Annotated in this window: 17 protein-coding genes; 10 read left to right on the plus strand and 7 right to left on the minus strand. The window is 63.7% G+C overall.

Going from position 1 to position 18,295, the window contains the following annotated elements:
• Positions 1-123: 123 nt before the first annotated feature.
• Complete coding sequence (locus ABIB44_RS10810) at positions 124-378, minus strand: hypothetical protein (RefSeq protein WP_354584674.1); 255 nt, start codon at positions 376-378, stop codon at positions 124-126.
• A 451-nt stretch (positions 379-829) separates the two neighbouring features.
• Here ABIB44_RS10810 and ABIB44_RS10815 point away from each other — a divergent pair, with 451 nt between their 5' ends.
• The 9 genes from ABIB44_RS10815 (at position 830) to ABIB44_RS10855 (ending at position 10,044) form a co-directional block, all read left to right on the plus strand.
• Positions 830-1,411, plus strand: coding sequence for an NUDIX domain-containing protein (locus tag ABIB44_RS10815; RefSeq protein ID WP_354584675.1), 582 nt, complete (start codon positions 830-832; stop codon positions 1,409-1,411).
• Between the two features lie 64 nt (positions 1,412-1,475).
• On the plus strand, positions 1,476-2,303 hold the full coding sequence (locus ABIB44_RS10820) for a lysophospholipid acyltransferase family protein (protein WP_354584676.1): 828 nt from the start codon (positions 1,476-1,478) through the stop codon (positions 2,301-2,303).
• Between the two features lie 26 nt (positions 2,304-2,329).
• Positions 2,330-2,617, plus strand: a complete 288-nt coding sequence (gatC, locus tag ABIB44_RS10825; protein WP_354584677.1) for an Asp-tRNA(Asn)/Glu-tRNA(Gln) amidotransferase subunit GatC — start codon at positions 2,330-2,332, stop codon at positions 2,615-2,617.
• Between the two features lie 3 nt (positions 2,618-2,620).
• Positions 2,621-5,398, plus strand: a complete 2,778-nt coding sequence (locus ABIB44_RS10830) for a tetratricopeptide repeat protein (RefSeq protein WP_354584678.1) — start codon at positions 2,621-2,623, stop codon at positions 5,396-5,398.
• A 12-nt stretch (positions 5,399-5,410) separates the two neighbouring features.
• Complete coding sequence (locus ABIB44_RS10835; protein ID WP_354584679.1) at positions 5,411-6,127, plus strand: ABC transporter ATP-binding protein; 717 nt, start codon at positions 5,411-5,413, stop codon at positions 6,125-6,127.
• Between the two features lie 120 nt (positions 6,128-6,247).
• Entirely contained in the window at positions 6,248-6,796 is a 549-nt protein-coding gene (locus ABIB44_RS10840) for a cob(I)yrinic acid a,c-diamide adenosyltransferase (RefSeq protein ID WP_354584680.1), read from the plus strand.
• 138 nt (positions 6,797-6,934) lie between these two features.
• Positions 6,935-7,999, plus strand: coding sequence for a branched-chain amino acid aminotransferase (locus tag ABIB44_RS10845; protein ID WP_354584681.1), 1,065 nt, complete (start codon positions 6,935-6,937; stop codon positions 7,997-7,999).
• Positions 8,000-8,139: 140 nt separating this feature from the next.
• Entirely contained in the window at positions 8,140-9,243 is a 1,104-nt protein-coding gene (gene gcvT / locus ABIB44_RS10850; RefSeq protein WP_354584682.1) for a glycine cleavage system aminomethyltransferase GcvT, read from the plus strand.
• 81 nt (positions 9,244-9,324) lie between these two features.
• Positions 9,325-10,044 (plus strand): 2-phosphosulfolactate phosphatase, encoded by a 720-nt coding sequence (locus tag ABIB44_RS10855; protein WP_354584683.1) that lies wholly within the window; start codon positions 9,325-9,327, stop codon positions 10,042-10,044.
• Positions 10,045-10,162: 118 nt separating this feature from the next.
• Here the strand turns inward: ABIB44_RS10855 and ABIB44_RS10860 are convergent, their stop codons facing one another.
• Together ABIB44_RS10860 and dtd are read right to left on the minus strand one after the other, a co-directional pair.
• Complete coding sequence (locus ABIB44_RS10860) at positions 10,163-10,489, minus strand: nucleotide pyrophosphohydrolase (protein WP_354584684.1); 327 nt, start codon at positions 10,487-10,489, stop codon at positions 10,163-10,165.
• A 19-nt stretch (positions 10,490-10,508) separates the two neighbouring features.
• Complete coding sequence (gene dtd / locus ABIB44_RS10865) at positions 10,509-10,955, minus strand: D-aminoacyl-tRNA deacylase (protein ID WP_354584685.1); 447 nt, start codon at positions 10,953-10,955, stop codon at positions 10,509-10,511.
• Positions 10,956-11,018: 63 nt separating this feature from the next.
• Between dtd and ABIB44_RS10870 the strand changes: the two genes are divergently transcribed.
• A complete protein-coding gene (locus ABIB44_RS10870) occupies positions 11,019-12,533 on the plus strand; it encodes a glycosyltransferase family protein (RefSeq protein ID WP_354584686.1) in 1,515 nt (504 codons plus the stop codon).
• 118 nt (positions 12,534-12,651) lie between these two features.
• On the opposite strand, the gene ABIB44_RS10875 is transcribed toward ABIB44_RS10870, so the two are convergent.
• The 4 genes from ABIB44_RS10875 to ABIB44_RS10890 all read right to left on the minus strand — a co-directional run bounded on the left by ABIB44_RS10875 (position 12,652) and on the right by ABIB44_RS10890 (position 18,086).
• The gene (locus ABIB44_RS10875; protein ID WP_354584687.1) at positions 12,652-14,043 is read right to left on the minus strand and encodes a hypothetical protein; all 1,392 of its coding nucleotides are present in this window, start codon (positions 14,041-14,043) and stop codon (positions 12,652-12,654) included.
• Between the two features lie 37 nt (positions 14,044-14,080).
• Positions 14,081-15,325, minus strand: a complete 1,245-nt coding sequence (locus ABIB44_RS10880) for an OmpP1/FadL family transporter (protein WP_354584688.1) — start codon at positions 15,323-15,325, stop codon at positions 14,081-14,083.
• Between the two features lie 76 nt (positions 15,326-15,401).
• Positions 15,402-16,448, minus strand: coding sequence for an endolytic transglycosylase MltG (gene mltG / locus ABIB44_RS10885; RefSeq protein WP_354584689.1), 1,047 nt, complete (start codon positions 16,446-16,448; stop codon positions 15,402-15,404).
• A gap of 138 nt (positions 16,449-16,586) precedes the next feature.
• A complete protein-coding gene (locus ABIB44_RS10890) occupies positions 16,587-18,086 on the minus strand; it encodes a helix-turn-helix domain-containing protein (protein WP_354584690.1) in 1,500 nt (499 codons plus the stop codon).
• Between the last annotated feature and the right edge of the window lie 209 nt (positions 18,087-18,295).

Here is an 18,295-nt window from a genome sequence, read left to right on the forward strand (position 1 = left end):
CGCAAAAATACGTTGCTCACTTGCGGCCGGGCACCTTCAGAAAAAAGCCCGGCTGGAGCCACCCACTGGGCGGCCCCGGCCGGGCCGGCAAAAAATAAGGTCAGCAGGGCGCTGAACGTGCGGCTAGTTGTGGTCGCCGGCGTTGCTACCGATTATGTCGGGGTCGTTTTCGCCGCGTACGAAGCCCTGGCTGTCGCGCGGGGCCATAGCTTCATCAATATTAGCTTCCTCGTCGCTCGAAACATACTCGTTGGTGGTGGGGCCGAGGCCGCCAGTGGTTTTGGCCAGTTCGGCTTCCGCCTGGGCGTGATGGAGGGTAAAGAGCGGGTCGCCGACGGTGGGAGTTTTATCGGTGGGCTTTTTGGAGTTAGTAGCCATAGGTAAGAAAGATGCAGCCGGAATGTATGCGGCTGCCTTTACTTGCATACGCAGGGAACCCAGGCGGGGTTAGTAGCCGTCCTGCTACGCACGCAACGATTGGCCCGGATGGCCGCCCGGTCCCCTAAAGGCACAAAAAAAGGTCATCGCACAAGTGCGATGACCTTAAAGTGGCGGGTCCGGCCGGAAGGTGTCTACCCCACCTTTTTGGCCAGAGCGCCGCCGCACGAGAGGTCCTTCCTTTCCACATTTCCAGCCCGTGCGGGGGTACTTATGATTCAAAGGTACACTATTGAGGTAGGGGAGCGCAAGTGTTTTTTGATAAAAGCCGAGTTTATGCCGACCAATTGACCCCTTTAGCCGGTGGATGAACCTAGGGGGGCGGCGAGCGGAATAGGCTTTAGGATAGGCTGCCGTACTTTTGACCAACCCGACTTCGTTTTATGTTGCCATGAGCCATTTCCTACCGCCTGCTGTCGATACCAGCCACAATCCCTGGCAAACCCTGGCTTCCGAAGTCAAATACCACAACCCGTGGATTTCGGTGCGCGAAGATGCCGTGCTCAACCCCGGCGGCGGGCAGGGCATCTATGGGGTGGTGACGATGAAGAACAAGGCGCTAGGTATCGTGCCGGTCGATGCCGAGGGCAACACCTGGCTGGTGGGGCAATACCGCTACCCACTAAATGAGTACAGCTGGGAAATCCCGATGGGCGGCGGGCCGGTCGAGCTGGATGTCTTGGAGTCGGCCCGGCGCGAGCTGCGCGAGGAAACCGGCCTGATGGCTGCTCACTGGACGCGCATTGCCCGGCTGCATACTTCTAACTCGGTGACGGACGAGGAAGGCTTCGTGTTTCTGGCCGAGGGCCTGACCATGGGCGAGGTGGAGCCCGAGGAAACCGAAGACCTGCGCCTCTGGAAGCTGCCCCTGGTCGAAGCTATTCAAATGGTGATGGATGACCGCATTACCGACGGTGTGAGCGTGGCCGGCCTGCTGAAAGCCGAGAAGGTACTGGCAGCGCGCGGGAAGTAGGCCGTGGGCGGTAGGCGGGCAGTCGCAAAACGGTAACCAGAAACCAGAAACTACCTTTGCCGGTATGCGCCACTTGCTTCGTTACATCGGCCAGCGCCTTTACACCACATGGGCAGTGGTCTGGTTTATCATTCCGTTCGTGCTCATCTATCCCTTGCAGTGGTACTACAGCCGGCGGCCCGATGGGGGAGGAGTGGTGCACGCGCTGAACCGCTTCTGGTCGTGGCTCTCGATTACGATGTGGGGGGTGCCGGTGGAAGTGGTGCGCGAAAGTGCCGGGCCCAATCCGCAGCCCTGCGTGTACGTGGCCAACCACGGCTCGTACATCGACATCATGATGCTGTTCAAATACATCCCGGGTTTTCTGAACATGATGGGCAAGGCTTCGCTGGCCCGGGTGCCGGTGTGGGGGCCGCTCTTTGGCAATGTCTACATCACCGTCGACCGCAACAGTGCCGTGAGCCGGGGCCGGGCCATGGTGGCGGCCCGGCGCGGGCTGGCAGCGGGCAAAAGCATTGCTATTTTCGCCGAAGGTCGCATTTCGCTCAGCCCTGGCAAAGAGCTGCTGCCGCTGCTCGATGGTGCGTTCCAAATGGCCCTGGAGGCCGGCGTACCGCTGGTGCCGGTGGGCATGCCGCTCAACCACATGTTTATGCCCGACGTGGAAAAGAGCTTGCGCGTGCGCTACCACCGGCTTAAAATCGTGTTTCATCCGCCCATTGCCACTATTGGCCTCACGCTGGCCGATATACCGGCCCTGAAGGAACGGGTGGCGGCCCAGCTCACCGGCGATTTCCTGCCCGAAGGGGCCGTGAAGCCCGGTCCCAGCACCTGGCGCGCCCCGGCGGCCGTTGCGCCAATCGAGCAGCAGCGCGCAACCACCAACTCATAACGCATACCTTTTAACGCATACCTAACGTGAGCACCGACCTTGGTACCCTGCGCGGCCTGGCCCATCTGGCCCGCCTCGAATTTGACGAAACCCGCGAGCAGCAAATGCTCGGCGACCTGAACAACATTCTCGATTTTGTGGCCCAGCTCGAAGGCCTGGACACGACCGGCGTGGAGCCGTTGGTGCACTTGTCGCAGGAAATCAACGTGCTGCGCGACGACGAGGCCCGCAACACCGTGAGCCACCAGGAGGGCCTGCGCAATGCCCCGCGCAAAGACTCCGACTATTTCCGGGTGCCCAAAGTGCTGGACTAGTTGATGAAGGCGCAAGTTGCCAGCCGGCCCGCGTGGCCCGGCTGGCTGGTCTGGCTGGCGGCGCTGGCCGTGGGGCTGGCCGGCTATTACTATTTCACGGGTGAAACCGGCACGCTACCGCTGCGCACGGTGCCGCACCTGCAACCCTTGGTGCTAACGCTCGACAGCGTGGCGGCCGGCCCGGTGTACCTGCCGGTGCAGGCCAGCGGCTTCATCACCACGCTCACGCACGACGTGGCGGGGCCCTACTCGCAGCCGGTGGCGGCGGCGCTGTTTCTGCTGCTGCTGGCCGGGGCGCTGGTGGGCTGGGTGGCGGTAGTGAGCACACTGGCGCGCGGGCCCTTCGTGGCCGGCATGGTGCCGTTGATATTTCTGCTGCTGTCGCTCAATACCGAGTCGCTAGGCTTGTTTGGCACCAGCGAGCGGTATTTCCTGTACCTGATGCTGGGCTCGATTGGGGGCACGGCTTTCGGGCTACACGCCTTTGCCGAAGGCCTGAAGCTTCCTTGGCGGGTGCTTATTGTGGGCATTATCGTGGCGGGGTTGAGCGCAGTAATGTATGCGCAAAGCCTGCTGCCGGCCGAGGAAACCACCTTGCAGCTAGCCGCCTACGCCACTACCGGCGGCGCGGTGCTGCTGGCGCTGGTGGTGCTGTGGGTGGGCGTGGAGAACGTGCGGGCGCTGCTGTGGCTCAACACCCAGGCGGAGCAGCCGGGCGGCCGCTTCGGGCTCGTGCCCTTTGTGCTGGCGGCGGGCTTTTATGTGGGTGCGCTGCTGCTCTACCTCTGGAACAACGGCAGCCTGGAACTGTGGCCCGGCCTGGCGCTGGACCCGCTGGTGCTGCTGCTGCCGGCCGTGGTGGCCGGCTGGTTGGGCCTGCGGCTGCGCGCGCCGAGCTACGGCGACTGGGTGCCCTACCGCTTGGGGGCGGCGCAACTGTACCCACTGGCGGTACTGGGAGCAGCAGGCGCGCTGGGCTACGCCTTTGCTACCGCCAACACTCCGTTGCTGGTGGCGGCCCGCAGCTTCACGGGGGCGGCGCTCGGGCTGCTGGGAGCGGCTTTTTTGCTGTATGTACTGATAAATTTCGGGCCGCTGATTAGGCAGCGGCTACGGGTGTACCGGGTGGTGTTCGAGCCCCGCCGGCTGCCGTTCTACGCGGTGTACGTGTTGGGCATCGGGGGTATTATTTTCCTGCAGTCGCGCCAGGGCTTCCCACTGCTCGACCAGGTGCTGGCCGGGCAGTTCATTCTGCTGGGCGACCTCACGCGCCAGCAGAGCGAAGCCGCCCCCGATGACCTGGCCTTGGCCGGCCTGGCCGAACGCTACTACGCCGAAAGCGGCGACGTGCGCTACCGCGCCAACCTGCATGCCGAGCTGGGCCGGGCGGCGCTCTACCGCTTCCGCCAGCAGCGCCAGAACGAAATCAACTCGCTGCGCCGGGCCCTGTTGCGTGGCCCCAACGAGAAGGTTTCCGTGCGGCTGGCTTCGCTCTACGACCAACCCGACGACTTATTTGAGGGGCTCGATATCTTGCGCCGCGGCCTCAAGGCCCAGCCCCGCAGCGCGGCCCTGGCCGGCGACCTGGCCCAGCTTTTCACCCAAACGGCCCTCACCGACTCGGTTGCTCATTACCTGGACAAAGCCGAGCAGCTGGCCCCGGGAAGCTACGCCAGCCGCACCAACCAGCTGGCTTTTCTGCTGAGCCAGAACCTGCTGGCCGAGGCTCGGGCGCAAGCTGCGAAACTGGCGGCCGGCACGGCCGAGCCCGCGCTGCTCAGCAACCTCGCGCTGTTGCAGCTGCGCACGGCCGCGCCGTTGGCCGTTGGCCTGCCGAGCCCCGAAACCGGACCGCTGCAGCTGAACGCTGCCAGCTTCGCGCAGCTGTACCACGGTGTGCTGTTGGCCGTGTCGCGGCACCCGGCCCAACTCACGCCCGTCCTGTTTCAGTACTTGAGCCGGCTGGCCAGCCAGCCAGCCAATGCCGACTACTACGAGCAACTGCTGTTTCTGCAGGCGCTGGGCCGCCACGCGCGCGGCCAGGAGCTGCTGGCCCGCCAGCTACTGCTGCCGCTGGCTACCGGTACTTCGGCCACGGCCGCTTATTACCAACAGCTGCTGGGCCTGTGGCAGCTGCAACAGGGCCAATACGCTACGGCCGCCGACCAGCTGGGCTTTGCCGCCTCGCACGGCGCGCCGCCGGCGGCTGAGATGCGCGTGTATGCCCTGGCTCTGAGCGGGGAAGCCGACTCGGTGCAAGCGGCCACGGCGCGCCTGCTGGCCTCGGCCGATACGGCGCAGCAGCGGCAGGGCCAACGGGCGCGGCAAAGGCTGGCCGCGCCGGTGCTGGCACAGAAAGCGCCAGCGCATATCGGGGCCGACTGGCTGGCCGCTGCCCAGGCCGCCGCGGCGAAAGGCAAGGTGAAAGCCGCCGTCGCTGCTTACCAGCGCATCGTGCGCGAGGCTCCTTTCAACGAGGCGGGGGTGCTGGCGGCGGCGATGTTCTACACCCGGCAGCACCAGGCCCAGGCAGCCTATGCCGCGCTGCGGGCCGGCCTCAACGAAAACCCTGCGTCGCTGCCGCTGTTACGGGCCTACGTGCTGGCGGCGGCCGATGCCGGCCTCACGGAATACGCGGCTGAGGCGCTGGCCCAGCTGCGCCGCCGGCTGCCACCGGCGGCAGCCGCTACTTTAGCAGCCGAATACGCCGCGCATCAGGCAGCCCGCGCGGCGGCGGCGGCGTCTTTCTCCGGCGCGGCCACGTTTGCGCCGCTGCAATAAGCCTTTTTCCCTATGAATCCGAACGTCATCGAAACCACCGACATCGCCAAAACCTATGTGATGGGCCATGAGGTCATCAACGCACTGGTATCGGTGAGTATTCAGATTAAGCGCGGCGAGTACGTGGCGTTCATGGGGCCATCGGGCTCGGGTAAGTCAACGCTGATGAACATTGTCGGCTGTCTCGATACGCCCAGCAAGGGCGAGTACATCCTGAACGGACAGGATGTGAGCCGCATGAGCGACAACCAGCTGGCTGAGGTGCGCAACAAAGAAATCGGCTTTGTTTTCCAGAGCTTCAACCTGCTGCCTCGGGCTTCGGCCCTGGATAATGTGGCCCTGCCCCTCATCTATGCCGGCCTAAGCAAACGCGAGCGCACCGAGCGGGCACTCGAAAGCCTCCGCGCCGTGGGCCTGGCCGACCGCGCCTCGCACCGCCCCAACGAGTTGAGCGGCGGCCAGCGCCAGCGCGTGGCCATTGCCCGCGCCCTCGTCAATAACCCCAGCGTGCTACTGGCCGACGAACCCACCGGCGCGCTCGACTCGAAGACCAGCCACGAAATTATGGACTTGTTCGAGGCGCTGTACTCCAGGGGCAATACCATCATCATGGTAACGCACGAGGAGGACATTGCCCGCTACGCCCACCGCATCGTGCGCTTGCGCGATGGGCTGGTGGAGTCCGATGAAGTGAACCAAAACGTGCATACCCATGCCGTAGTGGGATAGAACGTCATGCTGAGCCTGGCGCAGCATCTCTACCGCCTAGTAAACCAATCGATTGAATTGCGTTGCGCAGGGGAGATGCTTCGGCTACGCTCCGCATGACGTTCAGAAACCAAGCAACCCATGAAAATCTACACCAAAACCGGCGATAAAGGCCTCACCTCCCTCATTGGCGGCACGCGCGTGCCCAAGAGCAGCCTCCGCATCGAGTGCTACGGCACGGTGGATGAGCTGAATTCCTACATCGGGCTGGTGCGCGACCAGGACGTGAACGCCGGTCGCCGGCCGCTGCTGAAGGAAATTCAGGACCGCCTGTTCACCATCGGCTCGGCCCTGGCCGCCGACCCGGAGAAGTCGAAAATGAAGCTGCCCGACTTGCACGAGGCCGACATCACGCTACTGGAAGACGAGATGGACCGCCTCAATCTCGACCTGCCTGAGCTACGGGCCTTCATCCTGCCCGGCGGGCATCCGGCCGTGAGCCACACGCATGTTGCCCGCTGCGTGTGCCGCCGTGCCGAGCGCCTAGTCATCCACCTCAGCGAAGAATCGTTTGTAGCCGAGCTGGTAGCCGTATACCTGAATCGGCTTTCCGACTTCCTTTTTGTGCTGAGCCGAGCCATGGCCCACGAGCTGGGCGTGGAAGAAGTAACCTGGCAGGCACGTATGTAAGCCGGCGGGGCCGGGAGCTGGCCCCGGGCACTACATCATTTAGTCATTTGCGGCGAAATCCTCTTCGTTTTAACCGTTCTCCCCTCCATCTCCGTACTCGGAAAATCCCACCCACGCGTACTTCTAATTGCCTTTCTTATGATTGACACCCTCACCATTCACACGCAGCCGACGACGGAGTCGCGGCTGGCCACGCAGGATTTCGACCACCTCGAATTCGGCAAGGCCTTCTCGGACCACATGTTCGTGGTCGATTACCGGGACGGCGAGTGGCAGGATGCCCAGATTTTGCCCTACGGCGATATCCCGGTGAGCCCGGCCAACTCGGCCCTTCATTACGGCCAGGCCATTTTTGAGGGCATGAAGGCCTACCACCAGGCCGACGGCGGTGTGGCTCTGTTCCGACCCCTCGACAACTGGGCGCGCCTCAACGCTTCGGCCGAGCGTATGTGCATGCCCACCATGCCGGAAGAACTATTTATGCAGGGCCTGCGCGAGCTTATCAAGCTCGATGCCGGCTGGGTGCCCACCTTCGCGGGCAGCTCGCTCTACATACGGCCCTTCATGTTTGCCACCGATGGCTTCATCGGCGTGCGGCCGTCGGAGGAGTACCGCTTCGTGATTTTTACCTGCCCCGTGGGCCTGTACTACAACAAGCCGCTGCGCGTGCGCTTCGAGCAGAAGTACGTGCGCTCGGCCGAGGGCGGCGCGGGGTTCGCCAAAAACGCCGGTAACTACGGCGCGGCCATGTACCCCACCAAGCTGGCCCAGCAGGAAGGCTACAACCAACTCATTTGGACCGATGCCTCGGAGCACCGCTACGTGGAAGAGTCGGGCACGATGAACGCCGTTTTCGTGATTGATGGCCGCGTGATTACGCCCGCCCTCAGCACCAGCATTCTTGATGGCGTGACGCGCCGCAGCGTGCTGCAACTGGCCCGCGACATGGGCCTGCCCGTGGAAGAGCGCAAGGTGAGCAGCCGCGAAATTATCGAAGCCCTGCAAGCCGGCAAGCTGGAGGAAGCCTTCGGGGTGGGCACGGCCGCAACTATCGCCCCCATGGCCGTTATTGGCTACGAGGGCCACGACTACGAGCTGCCCGCCACGCGCCCCGATAGCTTTTCGAAGCGCGTGGGCGCGGCCCTGGATGCCATCCGCACCGGCGAAGGGGCCGACGTGCACAACTGGATGGTGGCCGTGTAATGGATTGGACCGTCATGTTTCGACCAGTTCAGCATGACGGTCTGGATAGAAAAGCCGCTTCAACCGAAGCGGCTTTTCTTTTTTGCCCCACCTTTGCAGCGTAATACGCCAACCCACCCATCCGCCAACCCACCAGTTACATGACCGTTTCCCTGAAAACCGTTACCCTCGATAGCAAGCACCGCGAGCTGGGTGCCAAAATGGTGCCCTTTGCCGGCTACGACATGCCGGTGCGCTATTCTTCTGACCTCGACGAGCACCACACCGTGCGCCGCGCGGTGGGCATGTTCGACGTGTCGCACATGGGCGAATTTCGCCTGCGCGGCCCCCAGGCCCTCGACCTCATTCAGCGCGTAACCAGCAACGACGCCAGCAAGCTCGCCGATGGCAAGGCGCAGTATTCGTGCCTGCCCAACCGCGACGGCGGCATCGTGGACGACCTGCTGGTGTACAAGCTGGCCGATGAGGATTACCTGTTGGTAGTCAACGCCTCCAACATCGAAAAAGACTGGAACTGGATTAAGGAGCACAACACGCAGGGCGTGGAAATGGAGGATATTTCGGACCGCACCAGCCTGCTGGCCGTGCAGGGACCCAAGGCGCAGGCGGCCCTGCAAGGGCTGACGGACGTGGACTTGAGCAGCATTCCATACTACTCGTTCGTGCAGGGCACCTTTGCCGGCGCGCCCGACGTCATTATTTCGGCCACCGGCTACACCGGCGCGGGCGGCTTCGAGCTGTACATTCCGAACGAAAGCGCGGCCATGGTCTGGGATAAAATCATGCTCGCCGGTCAGCCTTATGGCATCAAGCCCATCGGGCTGGGCGCGCGCGACACCCTGCGCCTCGAAATGGGCTACTGCCTCTACGGCAATGATATTGATGACACGACGTCGCCCCTCGAAGCCGGCCTGGGTTGGATTACCAAGTTTGCGAAGGAGTTCACCAACTCGGACAGCCTCAAAAAGCAGAAAGAAGCCGGCGTGAGCAAAAAGCTGGTCGGCTTCGTGATGGACGGTGCGGGGATTCCGCGCGGCCACTACGAGTTGGTGGATGCCGATGGCGCGAAAATCGGCGACGTGACGAGTGGCACGCAGTCGCCCTCGCTCAGCAAAGGCATTGGCATGGGCTACGTGAAGAGCGAGTTGGCGGCCCCCGGTACGCCCATTTTCGTGCAGATTCGCGGCAAAAACCTGCCCGCTACCGTGAGCAAACTCCCGCTGACCAAGGGAACCGAGGAGTAGGCGTTAAGTGGTTAGTGATTAACGGTTAGTGGTTAACGGTTAGTCATTAACCACTAACCGTTAACCACTAACCGTTAAACAGTGCCCAAACTAGATATTTGCTTTTCCCCCGAGCTGCTGCCGCTGTATAACTTGCGCGGCCAGGTAGCGGTTATCGTGGACATTCTGCGGGCTTCCAGCACCATCGTTACGGCGTTGGGCGAGGGCGTTACGCACGTTTTTCCGGTGGCTTCGCTGGCGGAATGTACCGCCTACGGCCAACAGCACGGCTGCCTGACCGCCGCCGAGCGCGACGGCCTGCCCGCCCCGGGCTTCGACCTGGGCAATTCGCCCTTCGGCTTCCTGGACGCGGCGCGTCCGGTGCGCGGCGAGGCCCTCGTCATCAGCACCACCAACGGCACGGCGGCCCTGCGCCGCTCGCTGGCGGCGGCCGAAGTCGTGGTAGGGTCTTTCCTGAACCTGGCGGCGGTGGCCAATTTTGCCCGGCAGCAGCAGCGTGATGTGCTGGTGGTATGCGCTGGCTGGAAAGGTCAGTTTTGCCTCGAAGACACGGTGTTTGGTGGGGCGCTGGCCGAGCGGCTGAGCGCGGATTTTGACGTGCGCAGCTCCGATGCCGCGCTGGCCGCGCTGCATCTGTGGGAACAGGGCAAGGCTGATTTATCGGCGTACCTGCTGCAATCAGCCCACGTCCGGCGGCTCAACTCGCTGGAGGCGAGCAAGGACTTTGAGTTCTGCCTGCGGATGGATGCGTATGCCCAAGTGCTGCCCGTGTGGCGGGAAGATAGGTTGGTATTGGAGTAAAACTTTTGTCATCCTGAGCTTGCGAAGGACCTTATCACGCTAGAGCGGTTTGCCGAAACGCAATCGGCGCAAATCTGATAAGGTCCTTCGCAAGCTCAGGATGACACAAGGCGGACGGCTACTTCAGCTTCTCGTTTTCCTTGTGGCGCTGGCTGTCGCGCTGGGTTTTTTTGGCCAGGTTGCGGGTCATGGCTTCGGTGAGGTCGACGCCGGTTTGGTTGGCCAGGCAGATGACGACGAATAGCACGTCGGCCAGCTCATCACCAAGCTCACGGCCTTTGTCCGATTCTTTGAAGGACTGCTCGCCGTACTGGCGGGCGATGATGCGTGCTACTTCGCCGACCTCTTCCGTGAGCATAGCCATGTTGGTGAGCTCGTTGAAATAGCGCACGCCGGTGGTCGTAATCCAGGTGTCGACGGTTTTTTGGGCTTCTTCGATTGTCATAAGGGAGTAAGAAAAGGCGCTAAGCCGGCGAATCGAGCACAATGGTTACCGGGCCATCGTTGAGGAGGCGCACCTGCATATCGGCCCCGAAAATACCGGTGGGCACGGGCCGGGCCAGCTCAGCGGCCACCATGGCCACAAACTGCTCGTACAGCGGTTCGGCCACGGCGGGCGGGGCGGCCCCGATGTAGCTGGGGCGGTTGCCCTTGCGGGCATCGGCCAGCAGGGTGAACTGGCTCACCACCAGAATCTGGCCGTCGAGGTCCTGCACGCTGCGGTTCATCTGGCCATTGTCGTCGCCGAAAATGCGCAGCTGCACCAGCTTGCGGCACATCCAGGCGAGAGAAGTAGTATTGTCGGTGGGCGCGAAGCCGGCCAGCACGAGCAGGCCGGGGCCAATCTGGCCCGTAACCTGTTCCCCGACGGTAACGGAGGCTTCGCGGACGCGCTGAATAACAAGGCGCATAGGGGAGAGGAGAAAATGGAACGAGGAAATGTGGGGGACGGCTGCCGACCTTCGCGCCGCCCTATGCCCACCGTTGCTTCCACAAATAACGCCCCCGAACGTCCACGCCCCACCGCGTGGCTGCTGGGTGCGTTGCTGGCCGTGGCGGTCCTGCGGCTGTGGCGGCTGCCCGAGGCCGGCCCGCCCGATTTCGACTCAGTGCGCAACTGGCAGGTGGTGCATGAGTTGGCGCAAGGCAATTTTGCGCACTTGTTTCATCACGGCAGCCCGGGGTTTATGCTGCTTTTTGCGCCCGTGGCCGCCCTCACGCGGAGCTTTCTGGTTTTCCAGCTTATCAATGCCCTGCTTGGGGTGGCGGGGCTGGGCATGTTTGCCGGTTGGGTGGCCCGGCAGGACCGGCTGCCGGGGCCCGAAGCGGCCGGCCTGGTGCTGCTGGGCGGTACCGGGCTGCTGCTCACCTTTTCGGGGCGCGACTTCAACATGAGCTCAGCCAGCCTGCTGGTGGCGGCCGGGCTGTTGCGGAGCCACTACGCGCGGCTGCACAAGCCCGTACCGCGGCGGCTGGTGGCGGGGGCGGCCTGGCTGGCTTTGGGCTTGTGCATCAACTACAAATTTCTGTTCGCCGTGCCCATTCTGGCCGTGCTGGAGTGGTGGCGGGCCGATGGTTTGTGGCGGCGCGCCGGGGCCCGGGCGCTGTTTGTGCTGGCCGCGCCCTATGGGCTGCTGGGGCTGCTGGGCATGGCCGTGGGCCTGCCGTGGTACCGCTGGCTGGGCTTTTACTGGCGCACGGTGGTACCCGCTACCGCCAACACCGCCGGCCGGCAGGGAACGCTGCATTTCGATGTGCTGTACTACTTCCGCTATCTGGCCGTGTTCGAGTCGCCGCTGCTGCTGCTGGGGCTGGCGGCGGCCCTGGGGCTGGTGGCCCGCCAATGGCGGCGCGGCGACCTGCGGCGGGGCCAGCCGTTGCCGCTGCTGCCCTACCTGTTGGTGTGGGCGGGCTGCCTGCTGGCTGGCATGTCGTTGCTGATAAAGGCCCCGCGCGGGCTGCTGCTGGCCTACCTGCCCCTGGCTGCGCTGGCCGTGCTGAGTGGCCGCCAGCTGCTGCCCCGCCGGGTGCTGCTGGTGGGGCTGCTGGCGGCGGTGGGCCTCAATGTTCACCGCATCCAAATGCAGCTTTACGCGCCGCTGCCCGGGCGCTACCCGGCCGTGGCGGCCTGGCTACGGCAGCACGGGGCCACGCGCGTGGCCAGCACCGTGGGCAACGGCCTCGCGCCCTACCTGAGCCCCAGCCAGTCGTTAACGGTCATCACCGATGAGCGCGAGCTGGCCGCGCTGCGCCGCCAGGGCGTGCAGTACGTGCTCCTCGATGGGTACTGGCGCGTGGCCGGCGTGGCCCGGTTCGATTCGCTGCGACGGCAGGTGCCGGTGGCCGCCTGGGCCGCCGCGCCACTGCACCAGCCGCTGCTGTTTCTGGAGCATTCCGAGTTCACCGGGCTGAATTTTGAAGAAACCCTGGCCGCCAGCCGGGCCGCGGCGGCCGACTCGCTGGCACTGCTCCTGTACCGCCTGCGCTAGAACCGGGCGAGTGGTGCAGTCACGAAACCGGCAACGTAAAAGTCCCGGCGGTGGGCTACTGCCTATGGCGCCGCCCACCGCCGGGACCCGGAAGCGAAATAAACGTTGAGCGCAGACCTTACTGCACCGACGTGGGCAGCTTATTAACTTCGATAGCCGGAATATTGGCGCGGTAAGCAGTGTTGATGGCCAGAATGAACGTATTGGCCAACAAGGCGCTGCCGCGCGGCGTCAGGCTGTAGTAATCGAGCGAGAAGAAGTTGCCGCGCACGGGCTCGGCCGAATAGGTCACGCCATTCACCAGAATGCTCTCGCCCAAGAAATTGGGGAAGGCCGCGTTGGAATCGAGCGTGCGCTTGCTATCTAGGCCGATGGGCAGTTTGTAGATGGCGGCTAGTGTTTCGTCGAGGTACTTATTGTGGTCCGTCACTACCCGGTTGGCGCGGGCCAGCTCGGTCTTGTCAATCACATCGGCATTGCGCACGGGGTTGCGGCTGTCGCGGCCGTAGGGCAGTTGCAGGGTTGTACCGTTCACCACCACGGGGGTGCGCTGCCCTAGGCGTGGCACGGCCGTGGCTAGCACGTAATCGTCGTTGGTGATGACCTGGGCCGCGCCGAGGTTATTCGATTCTTCGATGTACACCAAGGCAGCATCGCCGAAAGTCGCTTGCAGGCTGCTCTGCAGGGCCAGGCCCTGGCCCAAGCGCAGCAGCGGCAGGTTTCTCAGGGCGGGCAGGCGGGCAATCATGCCTTGACGACCACCGGCAGTCAGCACATCTAGGATTTTTTTGGCGTTAGCATTCAGCAAGGCGGTGCTTGGCAGGTTGCACTCGCCGCCGCTGCGCACGAAGGGCAGCAGGTCATCAAGCCCCATGAAGTAGGTGAAGAACGTGGCCGACGCGCTGCCCGTGCTCACGGCTTGCAGGTAGGTGCGGCTGTCGGCCGCCGGTAGCAGGCGCTCGAAGTAGGGGTTGAACGCGCCGCCCGGCGTAGCATTGGCGGCATTGCCCAGGCCGACGGTTTCAATTTGGGTGAGCTGCAGGCCGGGCACGCCCAGGTTCTGGGGCAGAGTACCGGCGGTGGCACTGCGCGTGAGCAGGCGCACGGTGTCGGGCCCGCCGCAGGCCGCCGGGCTGATAACGGTACGCAGCACGGCCTGGCCGGCTACGCGCCGCACGCGGGGCAGGCCGGTGGCCGGCAGGTCGACTAGCATGAGGTAGCCCGAGCCCGAGCCATCCAGGTAGGGCTGGCTGAACATGGCGCTGGCACTGGCGCGGCTGAACTGCTGGGCCAGCAGGTTGGGAAAGGAATAGTCCTGGCTGGCGTGGGTGAGGCCCCCATTGCTCAGGCCGGCGGTGTAGCTGTCGCCCACGGCCACGTACCGGCTGGCATCGAAGCCGGTGCTGGGCGTAGGCGTGTCCTGGCTTGGGGCGCAGGCCGCGAGTAGCAGGGCGCTGGCCGCACCCAGGCGGGCCCAGGCACCAACCGACAGCGAATACATCTTCATCATGATAAAAAAGCAAAAAAGAACCGAGGAAGAAGATTGACTAGAAGGCTACCGCCAAGCCCACCGAAGCGGTTTGCACAGCCATGCGGTAGCTGCCGCCGATGTTGGCCACCTGCGCGCTGAGCGGGTTGGTGCGGGCCACACGCTGTTGGCCGTATTCGAAGGAGTAAGCGGCTTCGAGATTGAGGCGCTTGGTGAGTTGGTAGCACAAGCCGGCCGATACGCCAAGGCGGTTGGCATCGATGAACTCGGGATTGATGTATTCGTCGCGGATGGGCGTTTCGTCGTAGCGCACGCCGGCCAGCAGCGTCAGCGCCGGGTTCACCTGGTATTCGGCCCCGATGCGAAAGGTCATGGCGTCTTCGTAGCGGCGCGGCTGGTTCACGCGGCGGGCGGGCTGGGTGCCGTTGGCGGCCAGGTCGAGCTTCAGCGAATCGAGGTTGCTCCAGCCGGTGAGGGTGAAGTCGAACGTGAGCAGCAGCTGCTTGTTGATGCGGTCGGCAATGCCCACCGACACCACGTTGGGCAGGTTAAGCTGGGTGCCCAGGCCGGTGCTGGCCGGTAGCAGGGCCGCGTCGCGAGTGGGCACGCCGGTGTAAGTGCTGGTGCCGTTTTTGAGCTTGAGGTTGACGCCGGTGCGGTAGCTGATACCGAACGAAAGATTGTCGCCGGTGCGGCCGTACAAACCCACGCTCACGCCGTAGCCCGAGCCGCTGGCGCTAAGCTGGGCATTGGCGGCCGGGTCGTCGTACTGGCCTAAGGCGCGGCGCTGCGCGTATTTGCCGTAAGCGTAGATGAAACCCACCCCGGCCCCGAAGTTCTCATTCAGTTTGAAGGCTACCGTAGGCTGCACGAAATATGTGTTGAGGCGGCTTTCCTGAATCACGGCGCGGCCTTCCCAGTTGTCGGGCCATTTGGTGTGGTAGCCGTAGGGCGTGGTCAGGCTCAGGCCCAGGCTTACCCGCTTGTTGAGGGCGCGCGTGGCGTAGAAGTAGCCGCCGGGCTGCACGGTCAGCTCCTGGTCGGTGCGCAGGTAGGTGTCCTGGCCTACGAAGGAGGCGCGCCGTACCTGGCCGATGCCGCCGAAGCTCAGGCGCGTGAGCGAATCGCCCCACTGGCTCAGCAGGCCGGGGTTCATGCTCAGGCCCGCGATGCTGTTGATGTAGGCCGTGCTGGCCCCACCCAGGCCCAGTACCCGCGCCCCCTGCGGGCCGGTATCAAACCCGCCGGCCGAAGCCGTAAGTCCACAGAAGACAGGAATCAGAAAAAGGAGAGGTTGACGCATACGGGCGGTTTGGCGGAAAATTGCAAACAAATGTACATCGCCACGGGCAGTGTTAACTGCTGGCTACTATCATTTTTCAGCGCTTCACGCCCAGGCTATCCAGGCGGTGCTGGTAGCGACGGGCGTTGCGTTTGTGCGCGGCATAGGTTTCGGCAAAATCGGAAAATCCGCTGCCGTCAGGCCGGGCGCAGAAGAACAGATTTTGGTTGTGCGCGGGGCGGAGCACGGCCAGCAGCGAGCCGGGCAGGGGCGTGGTGATGGGGCCGGGCGGCAGCCCTTTGTGCCGGTAGGTGTTGTAGGGCGAATCGACTTTCTTGTCCACGTTGAGTACGCGCTTGCGGGTGCCCAGGCCGTGCAGGGGCCAGAGCAGGGTGGGGTCGGCCTGCAGGGGCTGGCCAAGGCGCAGGCGGTTGAGGTACACGGCGGCGATGAGCGGCTTGTCGGTCGGCTGGGCCGTTTCGCGCTGCACGATGCTGGCCAGCACGCTCACCTGCACGCGGGTCATGCGCAGCGAATCGGCCCGGGCCTGGCGCTCGGGCCGCCAGAACCGGCGGTAGCGGGCCGCCACCGAGTCGAGAAAAACCGGGGCGCTGGTGTTCCACAGCAGCCGGTACTGCCCGGGGATGAACATGGTGCGAATCGTACAGGTATCGAGGTGGTAGCGCCGCTGCAAGCCTTCGTTATCGCCCAGCAGCAGCTCCAGCTTAAAGGAGTCGGTTTCGAGCCGGCCGCACACTTTGCGCGGCAGCTGGTCGAGGTAGTGAAAAGGCTTCAATTCGAACTTCACCGTGTCTTGCAGCCCAAATAGCAGCATGCTTACTAAGTCGATGTTACCCATCCCGGGGTCCAGGCGGTAGCGGCCGGCTCGCACGTGGGCCGGGTAGTCGTGGTGTTCGGCCACCCAGCGGAAGGTGGTCGGCTCTTGCAGCAGCTCATGTTTTTGGAGCGAATCGAGCACCGCTGCGTAGCCCGTGCCGGTGCGGATGTAGAGGTAGGCCGGCCCTTCGGCGTCGGCCGCGACATTGGGGCGGTAGGCCACGCGCCACACGGCGTAGCCAGCTGCAGCGGACAGGCCCAGCACGAGCAGGAAGTAGGGGAGCAGGCGGCGGGAGCGGCGGGGCAAATGCGTTGGGGCAGGATGAAGGGTAAAGTTAGGGCAGTTTTGGAAGGGTAGTAGGGTGGGAGTTGCCTGGTTTCATTATTTGGCGAAACCCCGTTCTTAATTCACCAACAATTCCTGCCTTCCTACCCTCACCCCGCCCTACCCCGCCACCAGCTCCGCTACGGCCGCCTCAAACGCCGCCCGCTCGGCCAGCCGCACGATTTCCGTCGGGGCCGCGGCGCGCGACTCGCAGTCGGCAATCGGGCAGCGCTCGCAGGTTTCGTTCACAATGCGGAAGGGCAGCGCCGGGTCGGCCAGGAAGCGGACGTGCTGTTTCAGGTTGTCGTCGCAGCGCAGGCCCACGGTCACGCTCAGGGCCATTTGGGTGGGGGTGCCGGCGCGAGCCAGCGTGAAGCAGAGGTATTCATCGTCGGTGCCGAAGTAGCGGGACTTTTGCGCGCCGGCTACCGTCACGGGGGCGTCGGCGGTATCGGGCAGGGGCAGGGCGCGGGCCTCGTCCAGCAAGCGCAGGCTCACCCAGCGGCGGCAGTAGTGCTCGTTCAGCTCGTTGCCGTGGGGGTTGTGCAGGCGGGCCAGGTGCAGCTCCTTGGTCAGCTCGTAGGGAGCTAATGAATCGGCCTGGTCGAAGCGCAGGAAGAACAGGCTTTGCAGCCCGAAATGGCGCGGCAGCAGCGTGGTGAGGCGCTGCATAAACATCTCGGGGCTCACGTCGTACTGCGTCATCAGGTTCAGCAGCAGCTCGGGCTGCCACTTTTTGGCCCCGAAAAACTTCTTCACGTCGCGCAGCAGGCTTTCCTCCTCCATCAGCAGCGCGCCGGCGAAGTAAGAGGCCTTGAAGTTGTTCAATACCTCATCAAAGGAGCTCACCTGCAGGCTGCTGCTCACGTAGGGCCGCTCCGTCAGCTTCAGGTAGTTGAAGGCCACCTCGCGGCCCAGCACGAACGCCTGCTGGCCCCGGCTCAGGCCCGGCCGCAGCAGCAGTCGCTTGGTTTTGGGCTGAAACACGCTCCGCAGCCGCGCCTGGGTGGCCACGGCGTGCCGGCCCAGCGTTTCGCGGTCCAGCGTGTAGCCGTATTCCCCGGTCAGCACACGCTCCAGCTGGCCGAGGTCGAAGGGCGCGACGGTGCTCAACTGGTGGCTCCCCACGAAGGCGCGCACATCCTGCTCCAGCTCTTCGAAGTAGTTGTCGTGCATCTCCTGAAACGAGCGTAGCGCGGCCAGAAACAGGTGTTCCTGGCGCATCTCGTAGTTGCGCGCAATCTCAAATATGGTGCTGATGAAGGCATTCATCCGGGCCGGGGCGTTGGCAATCAGCTCGATGATGCGGGCCGGCTCCAGCCCGTACATCTCCAGCGGAAACTCCTTGAGCATCTTCGAGTTCAGCAGCTCGCCAATGGGCTCCAGCCGGCGCGGCAGCTCCAGCGAGGTCAGCTGGTCGTAGCGCACATCCAAGGCCTTGCTCAGGCTCAGAATCTTGTCGGCTTTGGGGTACTTCTTGCCCTTTTCAATCTCATTCAGGTAGCTCACCGACACGTCGCATACCCGCGCCAGCTCGGCCGGGCTCAGGCTGCGCTCCTGCCGCAGCTCGCGCAGCTTCAGACCAAAAATGAGGCGAACGACCTGGCCGTGATTGAGCATTTTCGATGTGAGAGCGTGGAAAATGTGGAAATCCGATAAATTTCTTTTGCCTGAATTGGCAGAGGCCTACCACCGTGAAAAGCCATTTTGAGTCGAATATGGCGACTTTAAAAAGGTCTCAGTTGGAATAACAAAGGTAGTCGCAAAAGCAAATTTCTTACTTTTAGCGAATATTCGCTGGATATTTAAATTCGCTTCGCTATGTTTGT

It is taken from the genome of Hymenobacter sp. UYCo722, from assembly GCF_040547115.1.
Lineage (GTDB): Bacteria > Bacteroidota > Bacteroidia > Cytophagales > Hymenobacteraceae > Hymenobacter.